This window comes from Burkholderia sp. 22PA0099 (genome assembly GCF_047497165.1).
Taxonomy (GTDB): Bacteria; Pseudomonadota; Gammaproteobacteria; order Burkholderiales; family Burkholderiaceae; genus Burkholderia.
Window position 1 is genome coordinate 3,939,323 of the sequence record NZ_CP163165.1, and the last position, 25,298, is coordinate 3,964,620.

The 25,298-nt window shown below is 67.7% G+C and carries 25 protein-coding genes; 9 read left to right on the top strand and 16 right to left on the bottom strand.

From position 1 onward, the window contains the following. Window positions 1-117: 117 nt before the first annotated feature. Both gap and tkt read right to left on the bottom strand, forming a co-directional pair. Window positions 118-1,128 (bottom strand): type I glyceraldehyde-3-phosphate dehydrogenase, encoded by a 1,011-nt coding sequence (gene gap, locus AB4851_RS32850; protein ID WP_414443897.1) that lies wholly within the window; start codon window positions 1,126-1,128, stop codon window positions 118-120. Window positions 1,129-1,227: 99 nt separating this feature from the next. Continuing rightward, window positions 1,228-3,249, bottom strand: coding sequence for a transketolase (gene tkt, locus AB4851_RS32855; protein WP_414450365.1), 2,022 nt, complete (start codon window positions 3,247-3,249; stop codon window positions 1,228-1,230). A 493-nt stretch (window positions 3,250-3,742) separates the two neighbouring features. Between tkt and speE the strand changes: the two genes are divergently transcribed. Genes speE through AB4851_RS32870 form a run of 3 tightly spaced genes read left to right on the top strand, consistent with a single transcriptional unit; the run spans window position 3,743 to window position 5,814 of the window. After that, complete coding sequence (gene speE / locus AB4851_RS32860; RefSeq protein ID WP_414450366.1) at window positions 3,743-4,600, top strand: polyamine aminopropyltransferase; 858 nt, start codon at window positions 3,743-3,745, stop codon at window positions 4,598-4,600. 39 nt (window positions 4,601-4,639) lie between these two features. After that, complete coding sequence (locus AB4851_RS32865) at window positions 4,640-5,056, top strand: VOC family protein (protein WP_414443894.1); 417 nt, start codon at window positions 4,640-4,642, stop codon at window positions 5,054-5,056. Further along, on the top strand, window positions 5,053-5,814 hold the full coding sequence (locus AB4851_RS32870) for a 16S rRNA (uracil(1498)-N(3))-methyltransferase (protein ID WP_414450367.1): 762 nt from the start codon (window positions 5,053-5,055) through the stop codon (window positions 5,812-5,814). The genes AB4851_RS32865 and AB4851_RS32870 overlap by 4 nt, the downstream gene beginning before the upstream one ends. Window positions 5,815-5,850: 36 nt before the next feature. On the opposite strand, the gene AB4851_RS32875 is transcribed toward AB4851_RS32870, so the two are convergent. The 4 genes from AB4851_RS32875 to AB4851_RS32890 form a co-directional block, all read right to left on the bottom strand. Beyond that, complete coding sequence (locus AB4851_RS32875) at window positions 5,851-6,600, bottom strand: hypothetical protein (protein ID WP_414450368.1); 750 nt, start codon at window positions 6,598-6,600, stop codon at window positions 5,851-5,853. Between the two features lie 209 nt (window positions 6,601-6,809). Further along, window positions 6,810-7,376, bottom strand: a complete 567-nt coding sequence (locus AB4851_RS32880; RefSeq protein ID WP_414450369.1) for a barstar family protein — start codon at window positions 7,374-7,376, stop codon at window positions 6,810-6,812. A gap of 16 nt (window positions 7,377-7,392) precedes the next feature. Continuing rightward, complete coding sequence (locus AB4851_RS32885) at window positions 7,393-7,824, bottom strand: ribonuclease (RefSeq protein WP_414450370.1); 432 nt, start codon at window positions 7,822-7,824, stop codon at window positions 7,393-7,395. 448 nt (window positions 7,825-8,272) lie between these two features. After that, window positions 8,273-10,570 (bottom strand): NADP-dependent malic enzyme, encoded by a 2,298-nt coding sequence (locus AB4851_RS32890; RefSeq protein WP_414450371.1) that lies wholly within the window; start codon window positions 10,568-10,570, stop codon window positions 8,273-8,275. A gap of 171 nt (window positions 10,571-10,741) precedes the next feature. On the opposite strand from AB4851_RS32890, the gene thiL reads away from it, so the two are divergent. Genes thiL through AB4851_RS32905 form a run of 3 tightly spaced genes read left to right on the top strand, consistent with a single transcriptional unit; the run spans window position 10,742 to window position 12,951 of the window. Beyond that, window positions 10,742-11,743 (top strand): thiamine-phosphate kinase, encoded by a 1,002-nt coding sequence (gene thiL / locus AB4851_RS32895; RefSeq protein ID WP_414450372.1) that lies wholly within the window; start codon window positions 10,742-10,744, stop codon window positions 11,741-11,743. Continuing rightward, window positions 11,730-12,440 (top strand): phosphatidylglycerophosphatase A, encoded by a 711-nt coding sequence (locus AB4851_RS32900; RefSeq protein WP_414450373.1) that lies wholly within the window; start codon window positions 11,730-11,732, stop codon window positions 12,438-12,440. The genes thiL and AB4851_RS32900 overlap by 14 nt, the downstream gene beginning before the upstream one ends. Before the next feature lie 10 nt (window positions 12,441-12,450). Further along, window positions 12,451-12,951 (top strand): CinA family protein, encoded by a 501-nt coding sequence (locus AB4851_RS32905; protein ID WP_414450374.1) that lies wholly within the window; start codon window positions 12,451-12,453, stop codon window positions 12,949-12,951. 101 nt (window positions 12,952-13,052) lie between these two features. Here the strand turns inward: AB4851_RS32905 and pyrF are convergent, their stop codons facing one another. From pyrF to AB4851_RS32955, 10 genes are all read right to left on the bottom strand, one after another. Next, complete coding sequence (gene pyrF / locus AB4851_RS32910) at window positions 13,053-13,880, bottom strand: orotidine-5'-phosphate decarboxylase (protein ID WP_414450375.1); 828 nt, start codon at window positions 13,878-13,880, stop codon at window positions 13,053-13,055. A 94-nt stretch (window positions 13,881-13,974) separates the two neighbouring features. Beyond that, a complete protein-coding gene (locus tag AB4851_RS32915) occupies window positions 13,975-15,051 on the bottom strand; it encodes an aldose 1-epimerase (RefSeq protein ID WP_414452000.1) in 1,077 nt (358 codons plus the stop codon). Between the two features lie 59 nt (window positions 15,052-15,110). Beyond that, window positions 15,111-15,905, bottom strand: coding sequence for an SDR family NAD(P)-dependent oxidoreductase (locus tag AB4851_RS32920; protein ID WP_414450376.1), 795 nt, complete (start codon window positions 15,903-15,905; stop codon window positions 15,111-15,113). A gap of 30 nt (window positions 15,906-15,935) precedes the next feature. Then, entirely contained in the window at window positions 15,936-16,952 is a 1,017-nt protein-coding gene (gene araH / locus AB4851_RS32925; RefSeq protein WP_414443883.1) for an L-arabinose ABC transporter permease AraH, read from the bottom strand. Between the two features lie 76 nt (window positions 16,953-17,028). Then, window positions 17,029-18,540: an L-arabinose ABC transporter ATP-binding protein AraG gene (araG, locus tag AB4851_RS32930; protein ID WP_414450377.1), complete on the bottom strand. Its 1,512-nt coding sequence runs from the start codon at window positions 18,538-18,540 to the stop codon at window positions 17,029-17,031. 106 nt (window positions 18,541-18,646) lie between these two features. Then, window positions 18,647-19,645 (bottom strand): arabinose ABC transporter substrate-binding protein, encoded by a 999-nt coding sequence (locus AB4851_RS32935; RefSeq protein WP_414450378.1) that lies wholly within the window; start codon window positions 19,643-19,645, stop codon window positions 18,647-18,649. 143 nt (window positions 19,646-19,788) lie between these two features. After that, on the bottom strand, window positions 19,789-20,568 hold the full coding sequence (locus tag AB4851_RS32940) for an SDR family oxidoreductase (protein ID WP_414450379.1): 780 nt from the start codon (window positions 20,566-20,568) through the stop codon (window positions 19,789-19,791). Continuing rightward, a complete protein-coding gene (locus AB4851_RS32945) occupies window positions 20,565-21,245 on the bottom strand; it encodes a 2-dehydro-3-deoxy-6-phosphogalactonate aldolase (protein ID WP_414443879.1) in 681 nt (226 codons plus the stop codon). Before AB4851_RS32945 ends, AB4851_RS32940 begins: the two co-directional genes overlap by 4 nt. A 32-nt stretch (window positions 21,246-21,277) precedes the next feature. Continuing rightward, a complete protein-coding gene (locus AB4851_RS32950; protein WP_414443878.1) occupies window positions 21,278-22,288 on the bottom strand; it encodes a 2-dehydro-3-deoxygalactonokinase in 1,011 nt (336 codons plus the stop codon). Continuing rightward, the gene (locus tag AB4851_RS32955) at window positions 22,285-23,205 is read right to left on the bottom strand and encodes an IclR family transcriptional regulator (RefSeq protein ID WP_414443877.1); all 921 of its coding nucleotides are present in this window, start codon (window positions 23,203-23,205) and stop codon (window positions 22,285-22,287) included. The genes AB4851_RS32950 and AB4851_RS32955 overlap by 4 nt, the downstream gene beginning before the upstream one ends. A 397-nt stretch (window positions 23,206-23,602) precedes the next feature. On the opposite strand from AB4851_RS32955, the gene AB4851_RS32960 reads away from it, so the two are divergent. The 3 genes from AB4851_RS32960 (at window position 23,603) to AB4851_RS32970 (ending at window position 25,293) form a co-directional block, all read left to right on the top strand. Then, window positions 23,603-24,193 (top strand): PAAR domain-containing protein, encoded by a 591-nt coding sequence (locus AB4851_RS32960; RefSeq protein WP_414450380.1) that lies wholly within the window; start codon window positions 23,603-23,605, stop codon window positions 24,191-24,193. Next, window positions 24,194-24,739: a hypothetical protein gene (locus AB4851_RS32965; protein ID WP_414450381.1), complete on the top strand. Its 546-nt coding sequence runs from the start codon at window positions 24,194-24,196 to the stop codon at window positions 24,737-24,739. An 83-nt stretch (window positions 24,740-24,822) separates the two neighbouring features. Next, window positions 24,823-25,293, top strand: a complete 471-nt coding sequence (locus AB4851_RS32970; protein ID WP_414450382.1) for a hypothetical protein — start codon at window positions 24,823-24,825, stop codon at window positions 25,291-25,293. The last annotated feature ends 5 nt before the right edge of the window (window positions 25,294-25,298 follow it).

The following is a 25,298-nucleotide window of genomic DNA, read 5'->3' on the forward strand; positions in this document are numbered from 1 at the left end:
GCCACCCGCCCTTTCCCCCGCTCCAAAACAAAACCCGCCGCCGCGCACGAGGCGCGACGGCGGGTTTCGATGTCCTGCCGCCAGCCCGAACCACCGGGGCCGGCGAGCGGAGCCGGCTTACTTGGCGTTGGCGAATGCCACGGCCGTGTCCAGCATGCGGTTCGAGAAGCCCCACTCGTTGTCGTACCAGCTCGACACCTTCACGAGACGGCCCGACACCTTCGTCAGCGTCGAATCGAACGACGACGAAGCCGGGTTGTGGTTGAAGTCGACCGACACCAGCGGTGCATCGTTATAGGCCAGCACGCCCTTCAGCGCGCCTTCCGAGGCTTCCTTCATGATCGCGTTGACTTCCTCGACCGTCGTGTCGCGCTTGGCGATGAACGACAGGTCGACGATCGACACGTTGATGGTCGGGACGCGGATGGCATAGCCGTCGAGCTTGCCGTTCAGTTCCGGCAGCACCAGGCCGACCGCCGAGGCAGCGCCCGTCTTGGTCGGGATCTGGCTGTGGGTGGCCGATCGCGCGCGGCGCAGATCTTCGTGATAGACGTCGGTCAGCACCTGGTCGTTCGTGTAGGCGTGGATCGTCGTCATCAGGCCGTTTTCGAGGCCGATCTTGTCGTTCAGCGGCTTGACCAGCGGGGCCAGGCAGTTGGTCGTGCACGATGCGTTCGAGATCACGGTGTGCTCGGCCTTCAGCACGTTGTGGTTCACGCCGTAGACGATCGTCGCGTCGACGTCCTTGCCGCCCGGCGCCGAGATGATGACCTTCTTCGCGCCACCCTTCAGGTGGGCACTGGCCTTTTCCTTGGTGGTGAAGAAGCCGGTGCACTCGAACACGATGTCGACGCCCAGCTCGCCCCACGGCAATTCGGCCGGGTTGCGGTTGGCCAGCACGCGGATGCGGTCGCCGTTGACGATCAGGTAATCGCCGTCCACCGACACTTCGCCCGGGAAGCGGCCGTGTGCCGTGTCGTACTGCGTCAGGTGGGCGTTGGTCTTGGCATCGCCGAGGTCGTTGATCGCCACGATCTCGATGTCGTGCTTCTTGCCGTTTTCATAGAAAGCGCGCAGCGTGTTGCGGCCGATACGGCCGTAGCCGTTGATTGCGACGCGAATCGTCATGGTCTATCTCCTGATGGCTGAAAAAATTCGATACGTGCAGCTTCACGACGGCGCCGGCCTGGCTTGGGGAAACCCGGCCGACGCCTGACTATTCGATGCTCAGGCAAGCACGCGCTTGGCTATCTCGACGATGTTCTCGACGGTGAAGCCGAAGTACTTGAACAGCACGCCGGCCGGGGCCGATTCGCCGAACGAATCGATGCCGACCACGCCGCCCTCGAGCCCGACGTACTTGCGCCAAAAATCGGTCACGCCCGCTTCGATCGCCACGCGGCGCACGCCGGCCGGCAGCACGCGCTCGCGGTACTCGGCGTCCTGGCGGTCGAACACGGTGGTGGCCGGCATCGACACGACGCGCGCCGCGATGCCTTGCTGCGCCAGCGGCTCGATCGCCTTCATGGCCAGCTCCACCTCGGAACCCGTGGCGATCAGGATGATCTTGCGGGCGACGATGTCTTCCTGCCAGTCACGCAGCACGTAGCCGCCCTTGGCGACGTTGGCGATCTGCGCTTCGCTGCGGGTGTTGAATTGCAGGTTCTGACGGCTGAAGATCAGGCACGACGGACGTTGCGCGGCGATCGATTCGGTCCAGGCCACGGCGGTTTCGACCGTGTCGGCCGGACGCCAGACGTCCAGATGCGGGATCAGGCGCAGGCTGGAGACGTGCTCGATCGACTGGTGGGTCGGGCCGTCTTCGCCAAGGCCGATCGAATCGTGCGTGAACACGAAGATCGACGGCGCCTTCATCAGCGCGGCGACGCGCAGCGCATTGCGGCTGTAGTCGGAGAAGGTCAGGAACGTGCCGCCGAACGGCTTGTAGCCACCGTGCACGACCAGGCCGTTGATCGCGGCGCTCATGCCGAATTCGCGCACGCCGTAGTTGATGTGGTTGCCCCACTGGATGCCGTGCTCGCCGGCGCGCACCGGCTTCGAGGCCTTCCAGTTGGTCAGGTTCGAGCCGGTCAGGTCGGCCGAACCGCCGAGCAGTTCGGGCAACGCCGCGGCCAGGCCTTCGATGGTTTGCTGCGATGCCTTGCGGGTGGCAACCGTTTCGGCGCGCTCGTTGGCGGCGGCGACGATCGCGGCGGCCTTCTCGGCCCAGTCGGCCGGCAGCTTGTTGGCCGAGCGGCGCTCGAATTCGGCGGCTTCGGCCGGGTACTTCGCGCGGTAGGCGTCGAACGCGCCTTGCCATTCGCTTTCGAACTTCGCGCCGGCTGGCTTGCCATCCCATGCCGCATAGACTTCCTGCGGAATCACGAACGGCTCCCAGCTCCAGCCCAGCGCCGCGCGCGTCTTGGCGATTTCCTCGGCGCCGAGCGCCGCGCCGTGCACGTCGTGGCCGCCGGCCTTGGTGGCCGCGCCCTTGCCGATCACCGTCTTGCAGCAGATCAGCGTGGGCTTGTCCGATTGCTTGGCCTGGGCGATGGCGGCGTCGACCGCATCGACGTCATGGCCGTCCACGCTCGGGATCACGTTCCAGCCGTAGGCTTCGAAGCGCTTCGGGGTGTTGTCGTGGAACCAGTTCACGACGTCGCCGTCGATCGAGATGCCGTTGTCGTCGTACAGCGCGATCAGCTTGTTCAGCTTCAGCGTGCCGGCCAGCGAGCAGGCCTCGTGCGAGATGCCTTCCATCAGGCAGCCGTCGCCGAGGAACACGTAGGTGTGGTGATCGACGATCTTCGCGTCGGCCTTGTTGAACTCGGCCGCGAGCAGCGCTTCGCCGAGCGCCATGCCGACCGCGTTCGCCAGACCCTGGCCGAGCGGGCCGGTGGTCGTTTCGACGCCGGCCGTGATGCCGTATTCCGGGTGGCCCGGCGTCTTGGAATGCAGTTGGCGGAAGTTCTTCAGTTCTTCGATCGGCAGGTCGTAGCCGGTCAGATGCAGCAGCGAGTACAGCAGCATCGAGCCATGGCCGTTCGACAGCACGAAGCGGTCGCGATCGGCCCAATGCGGATTCACCGGGTTGTGGCGCAGGTGGCGCGACCACAGTGCGACGCCGATTTCAGCCATGCCCATCGGCATGCCGGGGTGGCCGGAATTGGCTTGCTGCACGGCGTCCATCGCGAGCGCACGGATCGCGTTGGCCATCAGGGAGGTATTGGCGGGAGACGAGGTCGTCATGTCGAGTCCGGAGAACGAGTCGAGAAAAACAGGGCACGGCATGTCCGGAAGCTCGCGGGCCAGCCGACCCCGGCGCGCGATGCGGCGCCATCAGGACGCGAAGCGGACGAGCAATCAGACGGGAGGCTGCAAAGCCGGTCATTTTAACAGATGACCCGGTTCGCGCCCCGGTGAAAACGGAGTCCGGGGCGCTGTGGGCGGCGGCATGCCCGGTGCGCCGGGTTCGGGGCCGAACCGGGGCCGACTTGGCGGTGGCTCGGGGTCATATCGATATCGCTTTGGCCCTGTTTTGACGATGTTTCGGCCCTGTTTCGATCGCATCCCGGCACCACACCGGCGACCGACGAGCCGGCCGCGCCACGGGATCGTCCACCAGCGCGGCACCTCAGGCAGTGCGGTATCGCGCCATCGCCGCGCTCCACGTTCCGATTTGCCGCCCCACGCGCCGGCCGCCTCCTATAATTCACCGCATCCCCCGCCCTTGCCGCCGCCCGTGAGCACCACGCTGTTCTTCCACCCGTCCCCCGACGCGACCTACGGCTTCCCGAACGCGCGCCGGCTCGAATCGCTCGCCTCGCCGCATCAGCACATCGAGGTCTGGGACACACCGCAGCTCGGCCGGCTGTTCACGCTCGACGGCCAGCCGATGACTTCGACCGGCGACGAATTCGTCTATCACGAGTGCATGACCCACCCGGCCGCGCTGGCCCATCCGCGGCCGCGTCGCGCGCTGGTGCTCGGTGGCGGCGACGGCGGCGCCGCGCGCCAGTTGCTCAAGCACCCGTCGATCGAGCGGATCGTGATCGCCGAACTCGACGCGGCGGTGGTCGCCATGGCGCGCCGCCATCTCGGCGAAGTCCACGGCGGCGCGTTCGACGACCCGCGCGTCGAACTCGTGATCGGCGATGCCGCGCACTACGTCGAGCACGCGCCCGGGCATTTCGACCTCGTCGTATTCGACCTGACGCCGCCCGATTCGCCGGCCGCCGGCCTCTACACGCGCGCCTTCCTCGCCCGGCTCAAGCGCCTGCTGACACCGTGCGCGGCGCTGTCGATGCACCTCGGCGCGCCGGGTTTCCACATCGAACGGATCGCCGCGCTGGTGGCCGAGCTGCGCGCCAGCTTCACGGTGGTCGCGCCGCTGGCCGCGCCGGTGCCGCTGTACGGCGGCGAATGGTTGATGGCGGTGGCCAGCGACACGCTCGACGCGGGCGCGCTGTTCGCCCACGACATCGACGAGCGGCTGGCCGAACGCGGCGTGGGCGGCCTGCGCTTCTACGATGCCGAGCTGCATCCCGCGCTGTTCACCCTGCGCCACACGCTGCGCGATACACTCGGCCTACGGCGCTGAATTGGCGCTATCGTCCCCCATCCCGCAGGAGCTTGTTCGATGACCGACCCACGCCCGGCCAACGTGCCGTGGTTGACGCCCTATCTGACCGTTCGCAACGCCCAGGCATCGATCGCGTTTTATGCCAACGCATTCGGGTTCGAAAAGCGTGAATTGATCGACGAAGACGGCGCGATCATGCACGTCGAGATGAGCTACCACGGCCAGCTGATCGTGATGTTCGCGCCCGAGGGCGCATTCGGCTCGACCGCGCGCACGCCGCGCAGCGCGGACGCCATGGCGCCGCAATCGTTCTATCTGTACGTCGACGACGTGGATGCCGTCCACCGCCGCGCCCTCGACGCCGGCGCGAAATCGCTGACCGAACCGTGCGACCAGTTCTGGGGCGACCGCTTCGCGCAGGTCGAGGATCTCGACGGCTATCGCTGGGCGCTCGCGTGCCGGATCGCGTCATGAGCGGCAGCAGTACGTCGTCGATTCCGCGCTTTTTCGTCGATGTTCCGCTCGCGGCCGACACCCATGTCACGCTGCCGGCCGAGGTCGCACGCCATGTGCAGGTGCTGCGGCTCGAAGCCGGCGATGCGCTCACGCTGTTCGACGGCACCGGCGGCCAGCATCGCGCCGAGCTGATCGAGGTCGGCAAGCGCACCGCCATCGTTCGCACCGTCGCGTTCGACGCGCGCGAAGTGGAAACGCCTTACCGCGTCACGCTCGCGCAAGGCATCGCCGGCGGCGACAAGATGGATTGGCTGATCGAGAAGGCCGTGGAACTGGGCGTGGCGGCGGTCGCGCCGCTGTCCACCGCACGCGGCGTGGTGCGGCTGTCGGGCGAGCGCGCCGAGAAGCGCGTGTCGCACTGGCAAGGCGTGGTGCGCGCATCGTGCGAGCAATGCGGCCGCAACCGTCTGCCAACGGTGGCGAACATCGCCGATTTCAACGGCTGGCTCGCGGCGCTGCCGCCCGCGCCAGGCGATGCATTGCGGTTGATGCTGTCGCCGCGCGCGAGCATCGCGTTCGACGCGTTGCCTACCGCGGCGCCGGCCGGCGGCGTCACGCTGCTGATCGGGCCGGAAGGCGGGCTCTCGCCGGCCGAGGAAGACGCCGCACGCGAGGCCGGTTTCCAGGCGATCGTGCTCGGCGCGCGCGTGCTGCGCACCGAGACGGCCGGCATGGCGATGCTCGCGGCGCTCGCCGCGCGCTGGGGCGGCTGGTAAAGCGGGCCGGCGCTTCGGCCGGCTTTACTGCCCGCCTCACTGCCCTTTCATCTCGGCCGGAATCCCGACCGCATCGAGGATCGGGCGCGACACCACGTCGATCATGTCGCCCGCCGCCGGCGCGCGCCAGCCGGTCATGTCGCTGCCCTGCAATTCGAGCGTGCCCGATACCGGCAGCTCGATCGGCGCCGACGGGATCATGTCCGCCAGCCGCGACATCCGGGTCACGGCGGCGGCCTCGGCCGCCTTTTCCGAGGTGATCTGCTGGCGCGGCAGCGTCACGCGCAGCCGCTCCATGACAGGCGCCAGATTGGCGATTTCACACGTGTAGCCGACCTTCGCGATCCACTGCTCGTCGTTCGCGGGATCGAGCTCGCGCGTCTCGCCCGTGGTGCGGCAGCGCGAGCGGCCGATCGCGTCCGTTACCGCGCTCAACAAGCGTCGCAGCGGCTCGGCCATCGTCTCGCGGCGGGCTTCGGGCATCGTCTCGGTGATCCGCTCGGCCAGCAGCCGCGGGTTCTGGGCGCGCAGCGTCGCATAGGTTTCGAGATCGACCTGCTGCGCGCCGCCGCTGACGCCGCGCATCGCGTCGTTATATTGCTGGCCCTTGGACAGATCGCCGTTCACGAACAAGCCCAGCAGCAGATCGGTGCTTTGTGTCGGTGAAGGCGGCACCGTGGATACGGCGTGCGCGGCCACTGCAAACGCGCCGGCCAACAGGCACGGCGCGAGGCGGCACACGGTTCGGAGCGCGGTAACGGCGCGCGAGGCTCGGATGGCGATCATCGGAATCAGGCCCTCGGGCAAGGTGGGATGGCGCGAGCGGCCGGCAACCGCGCCCGGCACGCGAAATGCGGGCCGAAGCACGCCGGTCGTCGACGCAAAAAAGCCCGCGCGAGGCGGGCTTTCGGCTGACAGGCACGCGCGCGCACATGCAACGCGGTGCTCACCGGCATGACCGGTGCATTCGGCACGACAGGAATAACGGCGCCCGCTTACGCGAACGAGTAAAACACGCGGAACGCCACGCCACGCTCGGCCCAGAACTCGGCGGCCTCGCGGAACACGTCCAGCAGCGTCTCGCGGCCTTCCTTGTCGAACTTCTGGGCAATCGGCAACGCTTCCAGCACGATCACGAAACCGGGCTGATCGCCGGCCTTGCTCACCAGATCGGTCAGGCAGTCGTACAGCGCGTCGTAGTTCTTGCCGAAATGCTTCGGGAACAGGAACGACGTCGCGATCGTTTCGAGCACCTCCTGCTTCGACTGCGCCGTGCCGCAATACGCGAACAGGAAATGCTCGCCGAGACGAGCGGCCTCATCGGCGAGATCGTGAACACGGAATGCGCGAATCGACTGCACGAGATTGGGTCGCACGGTCGCGAAAAGACTCATAGGCTCCTCGGTCGATGAAAGCTCCGGGCAGACCGGCTGTGATTCCGGCGCTCCGCCGCCCAGCGCGGCCTCGTGCAGCTGCATCACGCGCTGGAACAGGTTGCCGTCGCCGGCCGCGAACAGCTCCGCCGCCGCCGACGTATCGTGCGCGTAGGTAATGTCGCTCATGCCGATTATCCCGAGATCATTCAACAATACGTTTAAAACTGGTGTAGTGGTCGTCGCTGTAAAAACAGTTGTCGATCCGGCGCAGCGGGCCGCCGCAGACGATGCGCTTCGCGCCGCGATTGCGCGCGCGAGGCGTTGGCACCGTGTACTCGTGGTAATAGCCGCGCCGCTGCTTCGGCAGGATGCGCTCGAAGTTGCCGAACACGACGCCATCTTTCGAGTACGGATAAGGGCCGCCCGACGCAATCAGCCCGAGCGTCGCGACAGCTTCGCGCGGCAAGGCAGAGGCCGGCACCGTGCCGACCGCCGAGCCATCCGGCATCTCCCGTGCTTCGACGGTGGAAATCGCGGAAGGCATCGAACTGCCCACCGGCAAGCCGGCAGTACCCAGTGCGATAAGCGCGAAAACGGACGCGAGCGCGCCGTTGCGGAGCCACTTGCGTGCCATGAACCGGGGTTCCCGCTGTTAAATCAACAAGTTGACGACCAGGAAAGGCGTAAGCGTAGCGCTAATGGCGGGCGGAATCAATGTTCGACCTGGAATTGAAAGCCCCATTTGCGGCTATTTGACACATTTAGCGCAGCATTATATCTAGATCAATACTTTTTTATCTTGATCGAGATAATATTTTACCAACAGCATCGGCTGGCGAGTCTTTGCCTCCTCGCCAGCCACCGGCGGCCCGGCGATGCTGTTGTTCGACCTTGGGTAAACGCGTTCTGCCATGCCCGACGGCGTGCCTTGCAATGAGGCACGCCGCTTTTCCGTTTCCGATTCGCGACCGATCGACGAAGAATTCGGCCGTTGAAAGCAAATCGCCCGGCGTTTGAAGGCCGGGCGATTCGCGGGCCATGGCGGCCCGAGGTGCTTTCAAGCGCAGCCGCTCGGCGCCGAGTTAGCGCGCGTTGACGTCCGCCACCAGCAGCGCCGCCATGTTGACGATCCGGCGCACCGTGGCCGATTCGGTCAGCACGTGCACCGGCTGGGCCGCGCCGAGCAGGATCGGGCCGATCGCAATATTGTTGCCGGCCGCCGTCTTCAGCATGTTGTAGGCGATATTGGCCGCGTCGATGTTCGGCATCACCAGCAGGTTCGCATCGCCTTCCAGCGTCGAATCCGGCAGGATTTCCTTGCGCAGCGCAGCGTCGAGCGCCACGTCGCCGTGCATTTCGCCGTCCACTTCGAGGCCCGGCGCGCGTTCCTTCAGGATCGCCAGCGTGTCGCGCATCTTCACCGCGGTCGGTGCGTTGCTCGTGCCGAAGTTCGAATGCGACAGCAGCGCGACCTTCGGCTCGATGCCGAACCGACGCACTTCCTCGGCGGCCATCATCGTGATCTCGGCCAGTTGCTCCGGGGTCGGATCGACGTTGACGTGCGTATCGACGATGAAGATCTGGCGGCCCGGCAGCACCAGGCCGTTCATTGCCGCGTACACGCTGCAACCCTCGCGCTTGCCGATCACCTGATCGACGAAGTGCAGATGGCGGTGCGTGGTGCTGATCGTGCCGCAGATCATGCCGTCGGCTTCGCCCTTCTTGACCAGCATCGCGCCGATCAGCGTGGTGCGGCGGCGCATTTCGAGCTTGGCAAGCTGATGGCCCATGCCCTTGCGCGCCATCAACTGGTAGTAGGTTTGCCAGAAATCACGGTAGCGCTCGTCGTGCTCGGTGTTGACGATCGTGAAATCGACGCCCGGCGTGATGCGCAGGCCAAAGCGCTTGATGCGGCTTTCGATCACCTGCGGGCGGCCGATCAGGATCGGCTTGGCCACCTTTTCGTCGATCAGGATCTGCACGGCGCGCAGCACGCGCTCTTCCTCGCCCTCGGCGAACACCACGCGCTTCTTGTCTTCCGGCGCGCTGCGTGCGAGCTGGAACACCGGCTTCATGGTGTTGCCGCTGTGGTAGACGAACTGCTGCAGATGCTGGACGTAGGCGTCCATGTCCTCGATCGGGCGCGTCGCGACGCCGCCTTCCATGGCCGCCTTGGCCACGGCCGGCGCGATCGTCACGATCAGGCGCGGGTCGAACGGCTTCGGGATCAGGTATTCGGGGCCGAACGAGAGATCTTCGATGCCGTAGGCGGTGGCGACGATGTCGCTCTGTTCCTGCTGCGCCAGGCCGGCGATCGCGTTCACGGCGGCAATTTCCATCTCGCGCGTGATGGTGGTCGCACCGACGTCGAGCGCGCCGCGGAAGATGAACGGGAAGCAGAGAACGTTGTTGACCTGGTTCGGGTAATCGGTGCGGCCCGTCGCGAGGATCGCGTCCGGACGCACTTCATGCGCGGCTTCCGGCATGATTTCCGGGTTCGGGTTGGCGAGCGCGAGGATCAGCGGGCGATCCGCCATGCCCTTGACCATCTCCTGCTTCAGCACGCCGGCGGCCGACAGGCCGAGGAACACGTCCGCGCCGGCGATCACGTCGGCCAGCGTGCGTGCCTCGGTTTCCTGCGCGAAGCGCTCCTTGTCCGGATCCATCAGCTCGGTGCGGCCCTTGTACACCACGCCGGCCAGGTCGGTGACGATGATGTTTTCGAGCGGCAGGCCAATGTCGACCAGCAGGTCCAGGCAGGCCAGCGCCGCCGCACCCGCGCCCGACGCGACCAGCTTGATCTTCTTGATGTCCTTGCCGACCACCTTCAGGCCGTTCGTGACGGCGGCCGCCACCACGATCGCCGTGCCGTGCTGGTCGTCGTGGAACACCGGGATCTTCATGCGCTTGCGGCATTCGCGTTCGACGATGAAGCAATCCGGCGCCTTGATGTCTTCGAGGTTGATGCCGCCGAAGGTGGGCTCGAGCGCGGTGATCACGTCGACCAGCTTGTGCGGATCGGATTCGTTCAGCTCGATGTCGAACACGTCGATGCCGGCGAACTTCTTGAACAGCGCCGCCTTGCCTTCCATCACGGGCTTCGAGGCGAGCGGGCCGATGTTGCCGAGGCCGAGCACCGCGGTGCCGTTGGTGACGACGCCCACCAGGTTGCTGCGCGACGTGAAGCGCGCGGCGTTCAGCGGGTTCTCGACGATCTCTTCGCAGGCGAACGCGACGCCCGGCGAATAGGCCAGCGCGAGATCGCGCTGATTGATCATCTGCTTGGTCGGCTGGACGGCGATTTTGCCCGGCGTCGGAAATTCGTGGTAATCGAGGGCGGCTGCGCGGAGATCGGCTTTCGAGGAGGGCTTGGTGGACATGGGAGCTGGAAGAAGGGCGGAATTAGAATATCTGTTCGAGGCACATTGTAGCGCCAATCCCCGCCCCGCAATTTGTCGCGCCGGCTACAACAGCCCTGACCGGAATGCACGTAACGGGGCCGCGCAGCCTTACAATGGCCGCCCTTCGTCTGCTCGCCGGAACCGCCTGCCGTGGCCGCCTCTGCCCTGTCCGAATTCTCGTTGATCGATCGCTATTTCACGCGCCGCGCACGGCGGCACGGTGCGCACACCGTGCTCGGCATCGGCGACGATTGCGCGCTGCTCGCGCCCAACCCGGACACGATGATGGCGATTTCGACGGACATGCTGGTCGAAGGCCGCCATTTCTTCCCCGACGTGCCGCCGCGCGCACTCGGCCACAAAACCCTGGCCGTCAATCTCTCGGATCTCGCCGCGATGGGCGCGCAGCCGCGTGCGTTCACGCTGGCGTTCGCGCTGCCGCGCGCCGACGCCGACTGGCTCGACGCGTTCTCGGACGGCCTGTTCGAGATCGCCGATCGCCACGGCTGCGAGCTGGTGGGCGGCGACACCACGAGCGGCCCGCTGAACCTGTGCGTGACGGTGTTCGGCGACGTCGCGCCCGACCGCGCGCTGCGCCGCGATGCGGCGCGCGACGGCGACGACGTGTGGGTATCGGGCACGCTCGGCGACGCACGCGCCGGGCTCGGCGTCGTACGCGGCGAATGGCCGGCAGGCGACGCGGAAATCGCCACGTTCCGCCGCGCGCTCGAATGGCCGGAGCCGCGCGTCGCGCTCGGGCTGGCGCTGGCCGGCATCGCGCATGCGGCGCTCGACGTGTCCGACGGCCTGGCCGGCGATCTGCGCCACATCCTCGAACGCTCGCAGGTGGCCGCCGAGATCGACGCGGACGCGGTGCCGCGCTCGGCCGCGCTCGCCACGCTGCCGAGCGCCGTGCAGCGCACCTGCACGCTGGCCGGCGGCGACGATTACGAACTCTGCTTCACGGCCCCCGTCACGGCACGCAAGGCCGTGCTGGCGGCCGGCGAAACAGCCGGCGTGCCGGTCACGCGGATCGGCGAGATCCGCGCGCTCACCGCCGGAGAAACGCCCGCGATCCGCTGGCGCGACGGCCAGGGCGCGCCGCTTTCGCTGACCCTGCACGGTTTCGATCACTTCCATGACGATCAATGATCCGGCGCCGCGGCCCGACGACAGCCGCCCCGACGCCCTGCCCCTGATTCCGGCCGCCCGGGAGCGCGAACCCGAGCCGGAGCCCGCGGCCGCCGCGCGCACCGAACGCATCGAACCCGGCGCGGGCTCCGCCGCATTCCACGACATCCACGAGATTCACGACGACACCCGCCCGCAACCGCGCCGCGCAAGCGCGCCGTTCATGCGCTCGCACCCGCTGCATCTGCTGTCGCTCGGCTTCGGCAGCGGCCTCGCCCCGCTCGCGCCGGGCCTGATCGGCTCGCTGTTCGGCTGGATCAGCTTCGTCGCGCTGGCGCCGTACCTGGGCGACGCCGGCTGGACCGCGCTGATCGTGGCCGGCTTCGCGCTGGGCGTGGCGGCCACCGGCTTCACGGCCCGCGCGCTCGGCGGCGCAAACCCGGACGCAAAGCCGGACGTGAAGCCGCGCGCGATCGTCTGGGATCGCATCGTCGCGGTCTGGCTCGTCATGTGGCTCGTGACGCCGGCCAGCTTCGCCCAGCAACTCGGCGCGTTCGTGCTGTTTCGTCTCGTCGACAGCGTCAAACCGCCGCCGGTACGCCATTTCGACCGCCGTTTGAAAGGTGGTTTTGGCATCATGGCCGACGATCTGCCGGCCGCCTTCGTGACGCTGTTCGTGATCGCGATGGGGCAGGCCCTGTTTTCCACTTCTCGCTGATACCGCACGCATGCCGACCGATTCCGTCGTCCACCAGCTCGCGATCCGCGCCGGCAACAAGCTGCGCGACGAGCACCTGATGCTCGCCACCGCCGAATCCTGCACCGGCGGCATGATCGCCACCGCCGTCACCGATATTTCCGGCAGCAGCGGCTGGTTCGAGCGCGGCTTCGTCACGTATTCGAACCAGGCCAAGAGCGAGATGATCGGCGTGCCGCCGGAGCTGATCGAAAAGCACGGCGCGGTCAGCGAACCGGTGGCGCGCGCGATGGCCGAGGGCGCGCTGCGCAACAGCCGCGCGCAGGTGGCGCTGTCGGTCACTGGCATCGCCGGCCCCGGCGGCGGCTCCGAGCACAAGCCGGTGGGCACCGTCTCGTTCGGCTGGAGCAACCGGCTGCACACCGAGGTCGAGACGCGCGTGTTTCGCGGCGATCGCGAACAGATCCGCGTGCAGGCCGCCGTGCACGCGCTGCGCGGGCTGCTCGAGCTGCTCGACGAACGCGAGCGCTGATCCGTCGCCGATCTTAAGAAAAAAGCGCCCGGGCATCGCTGCCTCGGGCGCTTTTTTTATCGCTTCGATTGCCGCTTACCGTGACGCGAGCGGCGGAGCGATCAGCGATGCGCGTTGATCGCGTCGCGCGTGGCCTGCGCGGCGCGCGCGGCGGCTTCGGTGAAGTCCTCGCCGTTGCTGGCGTAGAGGATCGCGCGCGACGAGTTGATCATCATGCCGCCGCCATCGGCCGTGCGGCCGGCCGACACCGTCGCCTGCACGTCGCCGCCCTGCGCGCCCACGCCGGGGATCAGCAGCGGCATGTCGCCGACGAGGCCGCGCACGATCTCGATCTCCTTCGGGAACGTCGCGCCCACCACCAGCGCGAGCTGGCCCGTCTTCGCGTTCCATTTGGTGGCGGCCAGCTCGGCCACCACCTGATAGAGCGGACGACCGCCGGTTTCGAGGAACTGCAGATCCGAGCCGCCCGGGTTCGAGGTGCGGCACAACACCACCACGCCCTTGTCCTCGTAGGCCAGATACGGCTCGATCGAGTCGTAGCCCATGTACGGATTCACCGTCACGGCGTCGGCGCGATAGCGCTCGAACGCCTCGCGCGCGTATTGCTCGGCGGTGCTGCCGATGTCGCCGCGCTTGGCGTCGAGCACCACCGGGAGGCCCGGGTGCTGCAGGTGGATGTGCGCGATCAGCCGTTCGAGTTGATCTTCGGCGCGGTGCGCGGCGAAGTAGGCGATCTGCGGCTTGAACGCGCTCGCGTAGGGCGCGGTCGCGTCGACGATCTCGCGGCAGAAATCGAAGATCGCTTCGGGGCGGTTCGCCAGATGGGCGGGGAAACGCGTCGGTTCGGGGTCGAGACCGACGCAGAGCAGGGAGTTCGTGCGCTGCCAGGCGGCGCGCAGCGTATCGATGAAGGTCAGCGGAGCGGACATGTTCGCGGCGGATCGGGTGAGAAATGCCGCGTATTTTACCCGCTGCGCCGCGGCCGTCCGCCGCAATCGGCCCGAACCCAGGCCCGAACCCGCGTCAGCGGCCGGCCGCCCTGGCGCCGCGCGCCGCCGCGCCCGCGCGCGGATCGGCACGCTCGACCGTGAAGCGGAAGCGCCGCGCGAGCCGTTCGCCCGGCGCGAGCAGCGTCATGCCGTGCGCCTCGGGGCCGCCGGGCAGGTTCACCGCGTTGATCGGGTGATCGACCGGCTCGAAGCAGAAAAAGCGCTCGCCGGGTGGCGTGTAGAGCACGTAGCAATCGGCGTCCGATTCGATCGCCATGCTGAGTCCGCGCGACGGCCAGGCCACGGTCGCGCGCCCGCCCCAGCCGGTGAACGCGTGATTGACGAGCGTGGACGGCAGCGGATAGGCGATGCCGAACTGCCAGGCGGGCGGCACGCCGACATGCCGGCGCGGCAGCCAGTCGGGGCCGGACAGCCACAGGCCGCCCGCCGAGGCGGCCAGCTCGGTGGTGTCGTCGCGCACGATGAACGGATGCACGCCGAGCCCGAACGGCAGCGGCTCGCGGCCGGCGTTCTCGATCGACAGCGCGATCGACAGCGTGGGGCCGTCGAGCACGAACGATTGCGTCGCGCGATAGGCGTGGGGCGCGGCGCCGTGCCGGTCGAGCGACAGATGCAGCTCGGTGGCCGACGCCTCGTCGATGCGCCAGCGCGACAGCCAGCCGTCGCCGTGAATCGGCAGCGGTTCGCTCGCGCGGTTGCGCGGCACCTCGACGCGACGCCCGTCGCACTCGAAGCGCCCGCCGCCGATCCGGTTCGAATACGGCAGCAGCGGATAGCAGCCGAGCGCGTTCGGATCGGTGGCCGCCTCGACGTGCTCGCAGCCGCGGAAGATCGGCGTGGACGCGCCGTCGCCGCGCCAGTCGAAGCGCGCGATGCCGCCGCCCAGGTGCGGCACCACATCGAGCCGCAATTCGGCGGTGGCGAGCGTGACCGCCGCGTCGGCCGCCGATAGCACGCCCTGCGCGACGCTGGCCGTTTGCGGGCCGGGGCTGACCGGCTGCGCGGCGGCCGCCAGCCGGGCGCGGCGCGCGCGGGCCGCAGCCGGCGAACCCACCGGCGAACCCGCCGGCGAGGAAGAAGCACTGCCCATGGTCGATGTCGTCATGCTCGTCTCCTGTCAGCGCCGCGCGGGCGGCACGCGAATCCGGGTCAGGCCCAGCCGCCGTCGATCACGACGTCCTGGGCGGTCATCATGCGGCTGTCGTCGGCCGCGAGGAACAGCGCGGCGCGGGCCACGTCGTCGGGCAGCAGCTCGTCGCCGATGCACTGCCCGGCCTTGATGGCCGCGCGCCCGGCATCGTCGAGCCACAGCGCGCGCTGCTTGTCGGTCATCACCCAGCCCGGCACCAGCGCATTGACGCGAATCCGGAACGGGCCGAGGTCGCGCGCCAGCGTGCGCGTGAGCCCCTGGATCGCGGCCTTCGAGGTGGCGTAGATCGGGTAGCCGCCGTTCTTCAGCATCCAGCTGATCGAACCGAGGTTGACGATCGCACCGCCGCCGAGCGATTTCATGTCGTCGATCACCGCCTGCGCGGCGAAGAACTGATGGCGCAGGTTCACGGCGATGGCCGCGTCGAACGATTCGGGCGTGACGTCCTCGATGCTGTGGCGGCGGTCGTTGGCGGCGTTGTTGATCAGCACGCCGAACGGGCCGGTGCGCGTGCGCAGCTCGGCGATGGCGCGGCGCAGCGCATCGATGTCGGTCAGGTCGGCCGCGACGAACGCCGGCGCATGGCGCGCGTCGGACAGCCGCTCGGCCAGCGCAACGCCGGCCTGCGCGTCGAGATCGAGAAAGCCGACGCGCGCGCCCTGCGCCGCGAAGTGCTCGACGAACGCGGCGCCGATGCCGGTGGCGCCGCCCGTGATCAACACCGCCCGGTCGGTCAGGCTCGGAAAGCGCGCGCCGTGTGCGTCGTCGGCGGCGATCGGCTGATGGGTTTGCATGGTGCGTGGTCCTTGATCCTTGAAGCCGCGTCAGTCGCGCGTGCCGCGGTTCTTCAACTGGTCGAGCAGCACGGCGGCGAGCAGGATCGCGCCGCGCACGAGGTACTGGTAGAACGCGTCGATATTGAGCAGGTTCATCACGTTCTCGACCGTGCCCATGATCAGCACGCCGATCACCACGCCCGAGATCGTCGCCCGCCCGCCGAGCAGCGACACGCCGCCGAGCACGCAGGCCGAGATCACGTTCAGCTCGAAGCCTTCGGCCGCGTTCGGCTGACCCGAGGTGATGCGCGAGGCGAGGATCACGCCGGCCAGCGCGGTCACCGCGCCCTGGATCAGGAAGATCCACACGCGTGTGCGCTCGACGTTGATGCCGGCCAGGCGCGACGCCTCCGGGTTGCCGCCGATCGCCAGCGTGTTGCGGCCGTACACCGTCTGGTTCAGCATCACGCCGAACACGATGAAGCACAGCAGCGTGACCCAGATCGGCAGCGACACGCCGAACATCGCCAGGCCGCCGAGCGCGATGAAGGTGTCCGACGACACGCCCACCGCCTGCCCGTGCGAGACGATGAAGCCCAGGCCGCGCACGATTTCCATGGTGGCCAGCGTGGTGATCAGCGCGTTGATGCGCAGGTAGGCGATCACCGCGCCGTTGACGAAGCCGATCGCCGCACCGGCCACCACCGCCGCGACGATCGCGATGAAGGTGTTGTCGGTGGCGTTCAGCACCATCGCGCAGAGCACACCCGAGAACGCGACGGTCGAGCCGATCGACAGGTCGAAATCGCGCGAGGCGAGACAGAACATCATGGTGCAGGCCACCATGCCGATCTGCGAGATCGACAGCGCGAGGCCCAGCATGTTGTCGATCGAGAAGAAGTGATCGACCGTCACCGACATGGTGATGAACATCACCGCGAAGATCACGATCAGGCTGTAGTCGGTGACCTGCTGCCACCACTTCTGCTTGTCGTTGCTCTGCGGAATCAAGGCTTCGGCCGCTTTTTTGGCGGCGGCCTGCGCGATATTTTCTCTGGCTTCCATCGTGTTGCTCCCTACGATGCGCGGCGAAGAGTGTGCCGCGCGGTCTCCATGTTCGTCTGTCCGCTCGCGCACGCCGTCAGGCGGCCTGCTCGCTCGGACCCTGCGGCAGCGCCAGACTGAGCACCGCCTGTTCGTTCGCGTCGGCGCGCGCCAGCTCGCCGGCGATCCGGCCCTCGCGCATCACGACGATGCGGTCGGACACGCCCAGCACCTCGGGCAATTCCGACGACACCATCACGATCGCGCAGCCGCGCTCGGCCAGTTCGTAGATCACCTGGTAGATCTCGTTCTTCGCGCCGACGTCGATGCCGCGTGTCGGCTCGTCGAGAATCACGACCTTCAGGTCCGGCTCGGCGAGCCAGCGCGACAGAATCGCCTTCTGCTGGTTGCCGCCCGACAGGAACCGGATCTTCTGGCGGCGGCTCGGCGTCTTGATCTTCAGCAGCTTGATGAAGCGATCGGCCGTTTCGGCTTCCTTGCGGCCGTTCAGGAACATCCCCGCGCGCAGCGAATGGCGGCGGCAACTGATGTTGATGTTCTCGGCAACCGTCGCCATCGCGACGATCCCCTCTTCCTTGCGATCTTCCGGGCACAGCACGATGCCGTGGCGGATCGCGTCGCCGGTGCGGCGAATCTCGATGCGCTTGCCGTCGAGCGTCAGCGAGCCGCCGCGTTTGCGGTCCGCGCCGTAGATCACCCGCATCAGCTCGCTGCGGCCCGCGCCCACCAGGCCGAAGAAGCCGACGATCTCGCCGGCCCGCACCGAGAAGCTGGCCGGCGCCTTCAGCGCGTCGCCCGCCACCTGGTCGGCTTCGAGCCGCACCGCGCCGAGCTGGCGCGGGCGGTAGTGATAGATGTCGTTGATTTCGCGGCCGACCATCTGGCTGACCATCTGGTCGCGCGTCACCTCGGCCAGCACCGGGTGCGAAGCGATCCGCCGCCCGTCGCGGAAGATCGTGCACGCGTCGCACAGCCGGTAGATCTCGTCCATGCGGTGCGAGATGTAGATCAGCGCGCGGCCGTCGGCGCGCAGGTCGTCCACCAGCTTGAACAGCACCTCGGTCTCGCGGTGCGACAGCGAGCTGGTCGGTTCGTCGAGCGCGATCACGCGTGCGTTGCGCATCAGCGCCTTGCAGATTTCCACCATCTGGCGCTGCGCGATCGACAGCCGGCGCAGTTTGGCGCCCGGGTCGAGATCGACGCCCATCGCCTCCAGCCGCTCGCGCACATGGCGCCGTGCGTCGCGCTTGCGCACGAAACCGAGCGAGTTCGGCAGCCGGCCGAGCATCAGGTTCTCGGCCACCGTCAGATCGGGCACGTATTGCAGCTCCTGGTGAATCACCGCCACGCCGGCCGCGATCGACGCCGCCGCGCTCGTGAATTTCACCGGCTCGTCGTCGACGAGCACGCTGCCGGAATCGGGCTGATACTCGCCACCGAGGATCTTCAGCAGCGTCGACTTGCCCGCGCCGTTCTCGCCCATGAGGCCGTGGACCTGCCCGGCGTGCACGTCGAACGAGATGCCGTCGAGCGCCCGCACGCCGGGGAAGACCTTGCCGATATTGTCGAAACGCAGAACCGCAGCCACTTGGCCTCCACTCGTCGTTACCGGGCCGCCGCCTCGCGCGGCGCCCGTTCCTGCTTGGCGAGGCGCGCCGGCCAGACCGGCGCGCCCCTGCCTCGATCGCCTCGACTTACTTCGATGCGAGACCCATCTCGGTGCGTACCTTCTCGACGTTGTCACGCGTCGCGAGCATGCCGGTCGTCAGCGTCAGCAGCGGCGGCATCTTGTTCTGCGTGATCCAGTCGTACATCAGCTCGGTGGTTTCCTCGCCATGACGCTTCGGGCTGATGATGACGGTGCCGTAGAAGCCCGTCGGCTGCGGCTTCTTGAACTCGCTGAGTGCCGAATCCGAACCGCCGATGCCGATGCCGATCATGTTGTCGGCCTTGAAGCCGCGCCCTTCGGCCGCGCGCACCGCGCCGAGCACCGCCTCGTCGTTGAGGCCGTACGCCACCCAGTGCTTGAACTTCGGGTTCTTGGTCAGCGCGATGTTGGCCGCGTTGAACGCGTTCTCGGTATCGGTCTTGGCTTGCGGCGCGGCGATGATGTTCGCCTTCGGGAAGCCCGCCGCAACCAGCGCTTCGGTCGCGCCGCCGGTGCGGTCGTGCGCCGTCGGGAGCTGTTCGTAGGTGATGTCGATCGCGCCGACTTCGTTCATGTTCCAGCCGCGCTTCTTGATCTCGGCGGCGATGCCGTCGCCGACCTGCTTGCCGATGTTGAACGCCGAGATGCCCATGTGCGGCACCGATTCGATCGGCTTGCCGCTGCCGTCCACCAGGCGGTCGTCCACCGTCATCATCTTCAGCTTGTGCGACTTGGCCTTGGCGACGATGCCCGGCCCGAGCTTGACGTCGGGCGTGCAGATGATGAAGCCCTGCGCCTGCTGCGCCGAGAGGTTGTCGATCGCGCTCATGACCTTCTCGCCCGACGGCGCGCCGATCTTCACCAGCGTGAAGCCCTTCTCCTTCGCGGCCATTTCGGCGAACTTCCACTCGTCCTGGAACCACGGTTCCTCGGGTTGCTTGACGAGGAAGCCGATCTTCACCGGGTCCGCGGCTTGCGCGAACGGGGCGCCGCCGGCCAGCACGGCCGCAGCGGCCGCCAGCGTGACAAAGGTTCTGCGTTTCATGTGTTTCGTCTCCTGTTGATGCCACATCGGTTCCGGCCGCCTGATTTTTTGACGCGGCACACGCGCGGCCTTCGCGTGCTGCGGTCTTTCGGTATCCTGCCTTTCCGCCTCGCCTGCCGCCCCGTCGCGCGGGGCCGCCGGCCTCAATCGTGGTACAGCGCGGTGCGTCCGCCATCGATCGTGATGCAGGTGGCGTTGATGAACGGCGCCTCGTCGGAGGCGAGGAACACCGCCGTCATCGCCACCTCGTCGGGACGGCCGATCCGCTTCATCGGCTGCAAAGCCAGCGTTTCCGCCTGCGCCTTGACCGGGTCCGGCTGCGCGTTCCACCAGTCGTGCGTCAGTTGCGTTTCGACGTAGCCGGGCGCGATCGCGTTGACGCGCACGTTGCGCGGCGCGTATTCGATGCCGAGCGCGCGCGTCAGGCCCAGCACGCCGTGCTTGGCGACCGGGTACGGAAAACAGCCCGGGATGATCTGGAACGCGTGCGTCGAGGCCACGTTGACGATGCTGCCGCGGCCACGCTCGACCATCCCGGCCAGCACCGCGCGGCAGCCGTTCCAGACCCCATCGAGATCGACCGCGAAGCAGCGCCGCCAATCCTCGTCGCGCATCGTCAGCGGATCGCAGAACACGTTGACGCCCGCGTTGTTGACCAGCACGTCGAGCGCGCCGAATTCGCGCTCGGCGGCGCCCACCGCATCGGCCACCGACGCCGCGTCGGTCACGTCGGTGCGCACCGCCTGCACGCGCGCCTGCGGCACCTCGCGTGCGATCGCGGCGGCGGCCTCGCGGCCCGCGGCTTCGTCCAGCTCGGCGATCGTCACGGCCGCGCCCTCGCGGGCGAACGCCAGCGCGATCGCCGCGCCGATGCCCCGGCCCGCGCCCGTCACCAGCGCCGTCTTGCCGGCCAGCCGGTTCATCTCGCGGCTCCGCTGCGCGCGATCGCGAGGCCCTTCACGTAGGCCTGCGCGTGCAGCGCGGTGGTGGCGGCGGTCTGGCCCGGCTTGAACAGCGCCGAGCCGAGGCCGAAGCCGTTCGCGCCCGCCGCCAGGTACGGCCCCATGTTGTCCGGCGTCACGCCGCCGACCGGCACCAGCGGCACGCGCTTGTCGATCACGGCGCGCCAGGCCTTCACGGCGATCGGGCCGAGCTGCTCGGCCGGGAACATCTTCAGCACGTCGGCGCCGGCGCGCAGCGCGGCGAACGCCTCGCTCGGCGTCGCCACGCCGGGCGCACTGGCCAGGCCGAGCGTCTTGGCGCGGCCGATCACGGCGGCGTCGGCGTGCGGCATCACGATCAGCTCGCCGCCCGCGCGTGCCACTTCGTCGACATATTCGGGACGCAGCACCGTGCCCGCGCCGATCAGCACCTCGGGCGGCAGCGCGGCGCGCAACGCGGCGATGCTCGCGAACGGATCGGGGGAATTGAGCGGCACCTCGATCAGCCGGAAACCGGCTTCCGCCAGCGCCGTGCCGTGCGCGACCGCGTCGGCCGGCGTCAGGCCGCGCAGGATCGCCACCAGCGGGCACGCCTCGAAGGCGCGCACCAGGCCGGCGTGCGGCGTGTACGGTGCGGGCAGCGTCAGTTCGGATGACATCGTTTCGATCTCCTGAATACAGTGAATGGCGCTCAACCCGGCGTGCACGCGGCGGCGGCCACCAGCCCCGCCTGCGTCGCGATGCGCCAGAGACCGCGCTCGGTGGCCCGCTCGACCACGCGCGCGCCGTCGCAGCCGAACGCACGCAGCGCCGTCAGATAGCGCGCACACAAGGCCGGATCGCCGATCAGGCGCGGCGGCTGCGCGGCCAGGCTCGCGCCGACGCTCGCCAGCATCGCGACCAGCGCGTTCATTTCATGGCCGATCAGCAGTCCCGACAAATAATCGGCCTGCGATTCGGGCGCGAGCCGGCCGGTCAGGCCCAGCGTGCGGGTGCTGAAAATCGTTGCGAGCAGGCCCGCGTCGCGGCCGTCGCGCGCCACGTCCACGCCGCGCCGGAACGCGTCGAGATCGGCCGCCGCGCCGGCGCGCATGGTGCGGCCGAGGATCGTGTGATCGCGCAGCGTCGCGAACAGCTCGCCCGTCATATAAGTGCGGAACCGCTCGATGCGGCCCTGGCGCACCCAGGCCCACTTCGCATGGGTGCCGGGCAGGCCGATCAACGCGCCAGTGCCGTCGCCGCCCAGCGCCGGATCGCCGGCCAGCGCGCCGACGATCTGGGTTTCCTCGCCACGCATCACGTCGGGCAGCGCACCGGCTTCGAGCACGCCGGGCACGATCGCCACCGATACGCCGCGCGCCGTCTCGACGCGAATCAGGCCCGCCGCCAATGCATCGGCATCGACCGGCGTCGTCACATAGGGCGCCTCGCGCCAGCCCTGCGCGCTGCCGACCATGCCGGCCGCCAGCACCGGCAGGCCGGGCGTGGCGTCGAGCCAGGCGCCGCAGGCGGTTTCGAACGCCGCGTCGAATGCGGCCGCGCCGCCGCCGCGCGGCAGGTTCATCACGCCGGCGGCGTGGGCGTTCGATTCGAGTACCGAGCCGTCGGCCGCGAACAGGAACGCGCGCATCGACGTGGTGCCCCAGTCGAGCGCGATCAGCGCCGGCGAGGCAGGCTTCGGGTCCGGACGGTCCATCGTCATCGCTTGATCCTGCGGGTCGTTTGCGGTGCGCTCCAGCCCAACTCCGACGAGATGGCGCGCGCTTCGCGCTGCAAGACCGGGATCAGTTCGTCCATCCGGTCGAGCGGCATGTAGGGAATCGTGCTCGCCACCGACACCGCCGCCACGATCGCGCCCGAGGCGTCGCGCACGGGCGCGGCCACGCAGCGGATCGATGCTTCGTTCTCCTCCAGGTCGAACGTGTAACCGCCGGCCGCGTAATGGGCCATGCGCTGGAGGAAGGTGGTGGCGTCGGGGCGGCGGTCGGGCTTGAAGTTCACGCCGGCCAGCGAGCGGCGCGACGCCTCGAACAGCGCGGCCCAGGTGTCGGGCACGAGGTCGAGCATCATCGCCTTGCCGATGCCGGTCGAGGCCAGCGGCATCCGGTGGCCGATCCGCGAGCGCATTTCGAGGCCGCGCGTGCCGGGGATCTTGTCGATGTAGAGCACGTCGTCGCCGTCGCGCACGCCGAGGTGGATCGTGTCGAGCGTCGCGTCGGCCAGCGCTTCGAGATGCGGGCGGGCCACGGCGGTCAGCGGCATCTGTTCGAGCGCGACCGTGCCGAGTTCGATCAGCTTCGGGCCGAGCAGATAGCCGCCCTGGATCTGGCGCAGGTAGCGCGCCTGAACCAGGCTGCTGACGAGGCGGTGCGTGGTGCTGCGCGTCGTGCCGAGCGCGGCGCCGATGGCGCGCATGTCGCGGGCGCCGCCGGCGATCGCCTCGATGATCGCGAGGCCGCGCAGCAAGGTTTGCGTGCCGGCCTGTTGCGCGGCGAGGTCGAGCGGCGAGCCGGTCGCGCCGATGGTGTCGGCCAGCGCGCCGAGCGGGGCTTGCGCATGGCTGTCGTTGGACGGACGGGTGCCGTTGGCCGGCGCGATGGAAATCGGGGTCTTGGTCATGAGGGAGCGGGTCACGTGACGGGCGATCACAAGGCGGCGGGCTGGGCCGCGCCTCGCGGCAAGCGTGCGCGCACCTCGGCGGATTGCTGGATCGGCGTCATCGTCTGTCTCCTGGTTGCTTGCGGCTGCGGCCCCTTCGGGGTCTCGCGCCGTGCATATCGATGGGTGCCGATTGTAGGGGCCGGGGTGCGGCGTCTTCAATATTTGAATGCGTCGCCCAAATATTGAGATATTGACATGATTGGGGTGTCGCAGGGCGATATGGGGAGGGGGCGGCGATGCGGCCGCGCGTCACGACGAGGTGTCAATGGCGTGTCGACTTGATACGCATCAGCGCGAAAGCCGATCGGCCTGCGATAGCGTCCAGTCTTTCCAGTTACGACAGGTGAGAGGCTCCATGCGCAAGGCGGCCGTGTGCAACGGCGACCGGACCACGACCGGCGGCATCGTGATGGCCGTTGCGGCAACGACGAGCGACCACGGCAGAAAGATCGCGCTCGACGGCGAACATGCGACCTGTGGAACTTGCGAAGGCACATTCCGCATGGTGTCCAGTTGCACCACCATGAGCGAGAAAGGGCGCGCGATCATGCTCGACGGCGACGCCGTCCTGTGCCCTTGCCAGCGCAATCGCGTGATTGCGGGGCGGAATGCGAGGGTATTCGTTGATGGGGGAGTGAAAACAATCGACAAAGCAATGCGAATTGCACCGGTTATCGATGCGCCTGCCTCGCAAGACATCACACCGCAGATGCCCACTACGCCCGCCGCTCGCCGAACGTCGATTCAGTCAACTGCCAGGCCCGAACACCCGCCCGCCCGTGCTCGAATCGATCAGGGCGAATGCGATTATCTCGACGGTACACGTCAGCGTATCGACGCTCCAGCCCGCTTTTACGACAACCGCCACAAAGTCACTTTATCCGGTGGCAAACCGGCAATGGCGACGATTCCTGGGCTGGGGGAGATTCCGGCCACTGTCTACTAGGTGTCCGTCGAAAACAAAATCATCCCTGTTTTTATGCCCATCGATTCCGCACCGAAAGGCACCTCCGTCTTCGATACCCGGCAGATATCGCACGCCGTCGGAACGCTCCCTGATCAGCATTTGCAGAATCTTCACAAGATTACGGTCAGCCCGCACGCCAACCCCAATGATGCTAAATGGCAAAGCGAATACGGAGACCCCGATTTCTATTCGGCGGCCGTGGCCAATATCGAAGTCGGAGTCATCGCTTTCCCATGGAAAGGATGGACAGACATTCCGCAGGGTTACGTCGACAGCACCTTGACGCACGAAACGGCACATCAGGTCAGCCAATCGCTATGGCGCCAACTCGACAGCAAAGCTGAATGGGCGCGTGCCGTCGCCAGCGACGCCCGAGCCCCGTCAGACTATGCAAAAAACAACCTCTCCGAAGATTTTGCGGAATCGGCCAACATGTATCGGAGCAGCAAAGGCACACCCTGCGAGGCGACGGGCAGAAACCTCTACCCCGCGCGCTATCGCTACTTCGACTCGATCATGAAATGAGACAGGACCCTAGCCTTGCGCTTGCCGCATTCGTCGCCGCGGCGGGCATGACAGCTTGCACCGCTTGTTTGGGAGAACACATCGTGCAACAACCCGATTCGCTTCACGAAGCGCTGAAAAAAATCAGGCAGGATCCCAGGACGCCACACCCAGGAACCATTACGCTGCGCTATCTGTGGAACCATTCGGAACGCGTTGAACGAGCAAGCGACTGGCCCGAAAGCATTATATTTTTTTGCGTCAACGACAAACACGAGGAAGTCCCACGCAATCAAGCGAAATGGTGCATTCCACTTGTCGAATTCGAAACGCTCTCGGTCGACGAAAAGGGGAATTCCGTGCCGCCACGCGAAGCGAGCTTCATCGAGCGGTTCGAATACGGGCCGGACCATACGTTCCTACGATCTGTATCGACGCCGCCGGTCAGGGTCCCGCCACCGGAACTGCGCGCCCCACCCCCATCTCGCGCTGAACCGGAGCGGCAGACCTACACAGCCCCCAATCGAACGGAAACATGGCTGACACGCCTCACGCGTTGGATCCGTTCGGTATAACGCCC

Excerpts from the sequence above, each read along its gene's own strand:
- gap (WP_414443897.1), bottom strand. The coding sequence starts at position 1,128 with ATGACGATTCGCGTCGCAATCAACGGCTACGGCCGTATCGGCCGCAAC.
- tkt (WP_414450365.1), bottom strand. The coding sequence starts at position 3,249 with ATGACGACCTCGTCTCCCGCCAATACCTCCCTGATGGCCAACGCGATC.
- AB4851_RS32865 (WP_414443894.1), top strand. The coding sequence starts at position 4,640 with ATGACCGACCCACGCCCGGCCAACGTGCCGTGGTTGACGCCCTATCTG.
- AB4851_RS32870 (WP_414450367.1), top strand. The coding sequence starts at position 5,053 with ATGAGCGGCAGCAGTACGTCGTCGATTCCGCGCTTTTTCGTCGATGTT.
- AB4851_RS32875 (WP_414450368.1), bottom strand. The coding sequence starts at position 6,600 with ATGATCGCCATCCGAGCCTCGCGCGCCGTTACCGCGCTCCGAACCGTG.
- AB4851_RS32880 (WP_414450369.1), bottom strand. The coding sequence starts at position 7,376 with ATGAGCGACATTACCTACGCGCACGATACGTCGGCGGCGGCGGAGCTG.
- AB4851_RS32885 (WP_414450370.1), bottom strand. The coding sequence starts at position 7,824 with ATGGCACGCAAGTGGCTCCGCAACGGCGCGCTCGCGTCCGTTTTCGCG.
- AB4851_RS32890 (WP_414450371.1), bottom strand. The coding sequence starts at position 10,570 with ATGTCCACCAAGCCCTCCTCGAAAGCCGATCTCCGCGCAGCCGCCCTC.
- AB4851_RS32900 (WP_414450373.1), top strand. The coding sequence starts at position 11,730 with ATGACGATCAATGATCCGGCGCCGCGGCCCGACGACAGCCGCCCCGAC.
- AB4851_RS32905 (WP_414450374.1), top strand. The coding sequence starts at position 12,451 with ATGCCGACCGATTCCGTCGTCCACCAGCTCGCGATCCGCGCCGGCAAC.
- pyrF (WP_414450375.1), bottom strand. The coding sequence starts at position 13,880 with ATGTCCGCTCCGCTGACCTTCATCGATACGCTGCGCGCCGCCTGGCAG.
- AB4851_RS32915 (WP_414452000.1), bottom strand. The coding sequence starts at position 15,051 with ATGGGCAGTGCTTCTTCCTCGCCGGCGGGTTCGCCGGTGGGTTCGCCG.
- AB4851_RS32920 (WP_414450376.1), bottom strand. The coding sequence starts at position 15,905 with ATGCAAACCCATCAGCCGATCGCCGCCGACGACGCACACGGCGCGCGC.
- araH (WP_414443883.1), bottom strand. The coding sequence starts at position 16,952 with ATGGAAGCCAGAGAAAATATCGCGCAGGCCGCCGCCAAAAAAGCGGCC.
- AB4851_RS32935 (WP_414450378.1), bottom strand. The coding sequence starts at position 19,645 with ATGAAACGCAGAACCTTTGTCACGCTGGCGGCCGCTGCGGCCGTGCTG.
- AB4851_RS32940 (WP_414450379.1), bottom strand. The coding sequence starts at position 20,568 with ATGAACCGGCTGGCCGGCAAGACGGCGCTGGTGACGGGCGCGGGCCGG.
- AB4851_RS32945 (WP_414443879.1), bottom strand. The coding sequence starts at position 21,245 with ATGTCATCCGAACTGACGCTGCCCGCACCGTACACGCCGCACGCCGGC.
- AB4851_RS32950 (WP_414443878.1), bottom strand. The coding sequence starts at position 22,288 with ATGACGATGGACCGTCCGGACCCGAAGCCTGCCTCGCCGGCGCTGATC.
- AB4851_RS32955 (WP_414443877.1), bottom strand. The coding sequence starts at position 23,205 with ATGACCAAGACCCCGATTTCCATCGCGCCGGCCAACGGCACCCGTCCG.
- AB4851_RS32960 (WP_414450380.1), top strand. The coding sequence starts at position 23,603 with ATGCGCAAGGCGGCCGTGTGCAACGGCGACCGGACCACGACCGGCGGC.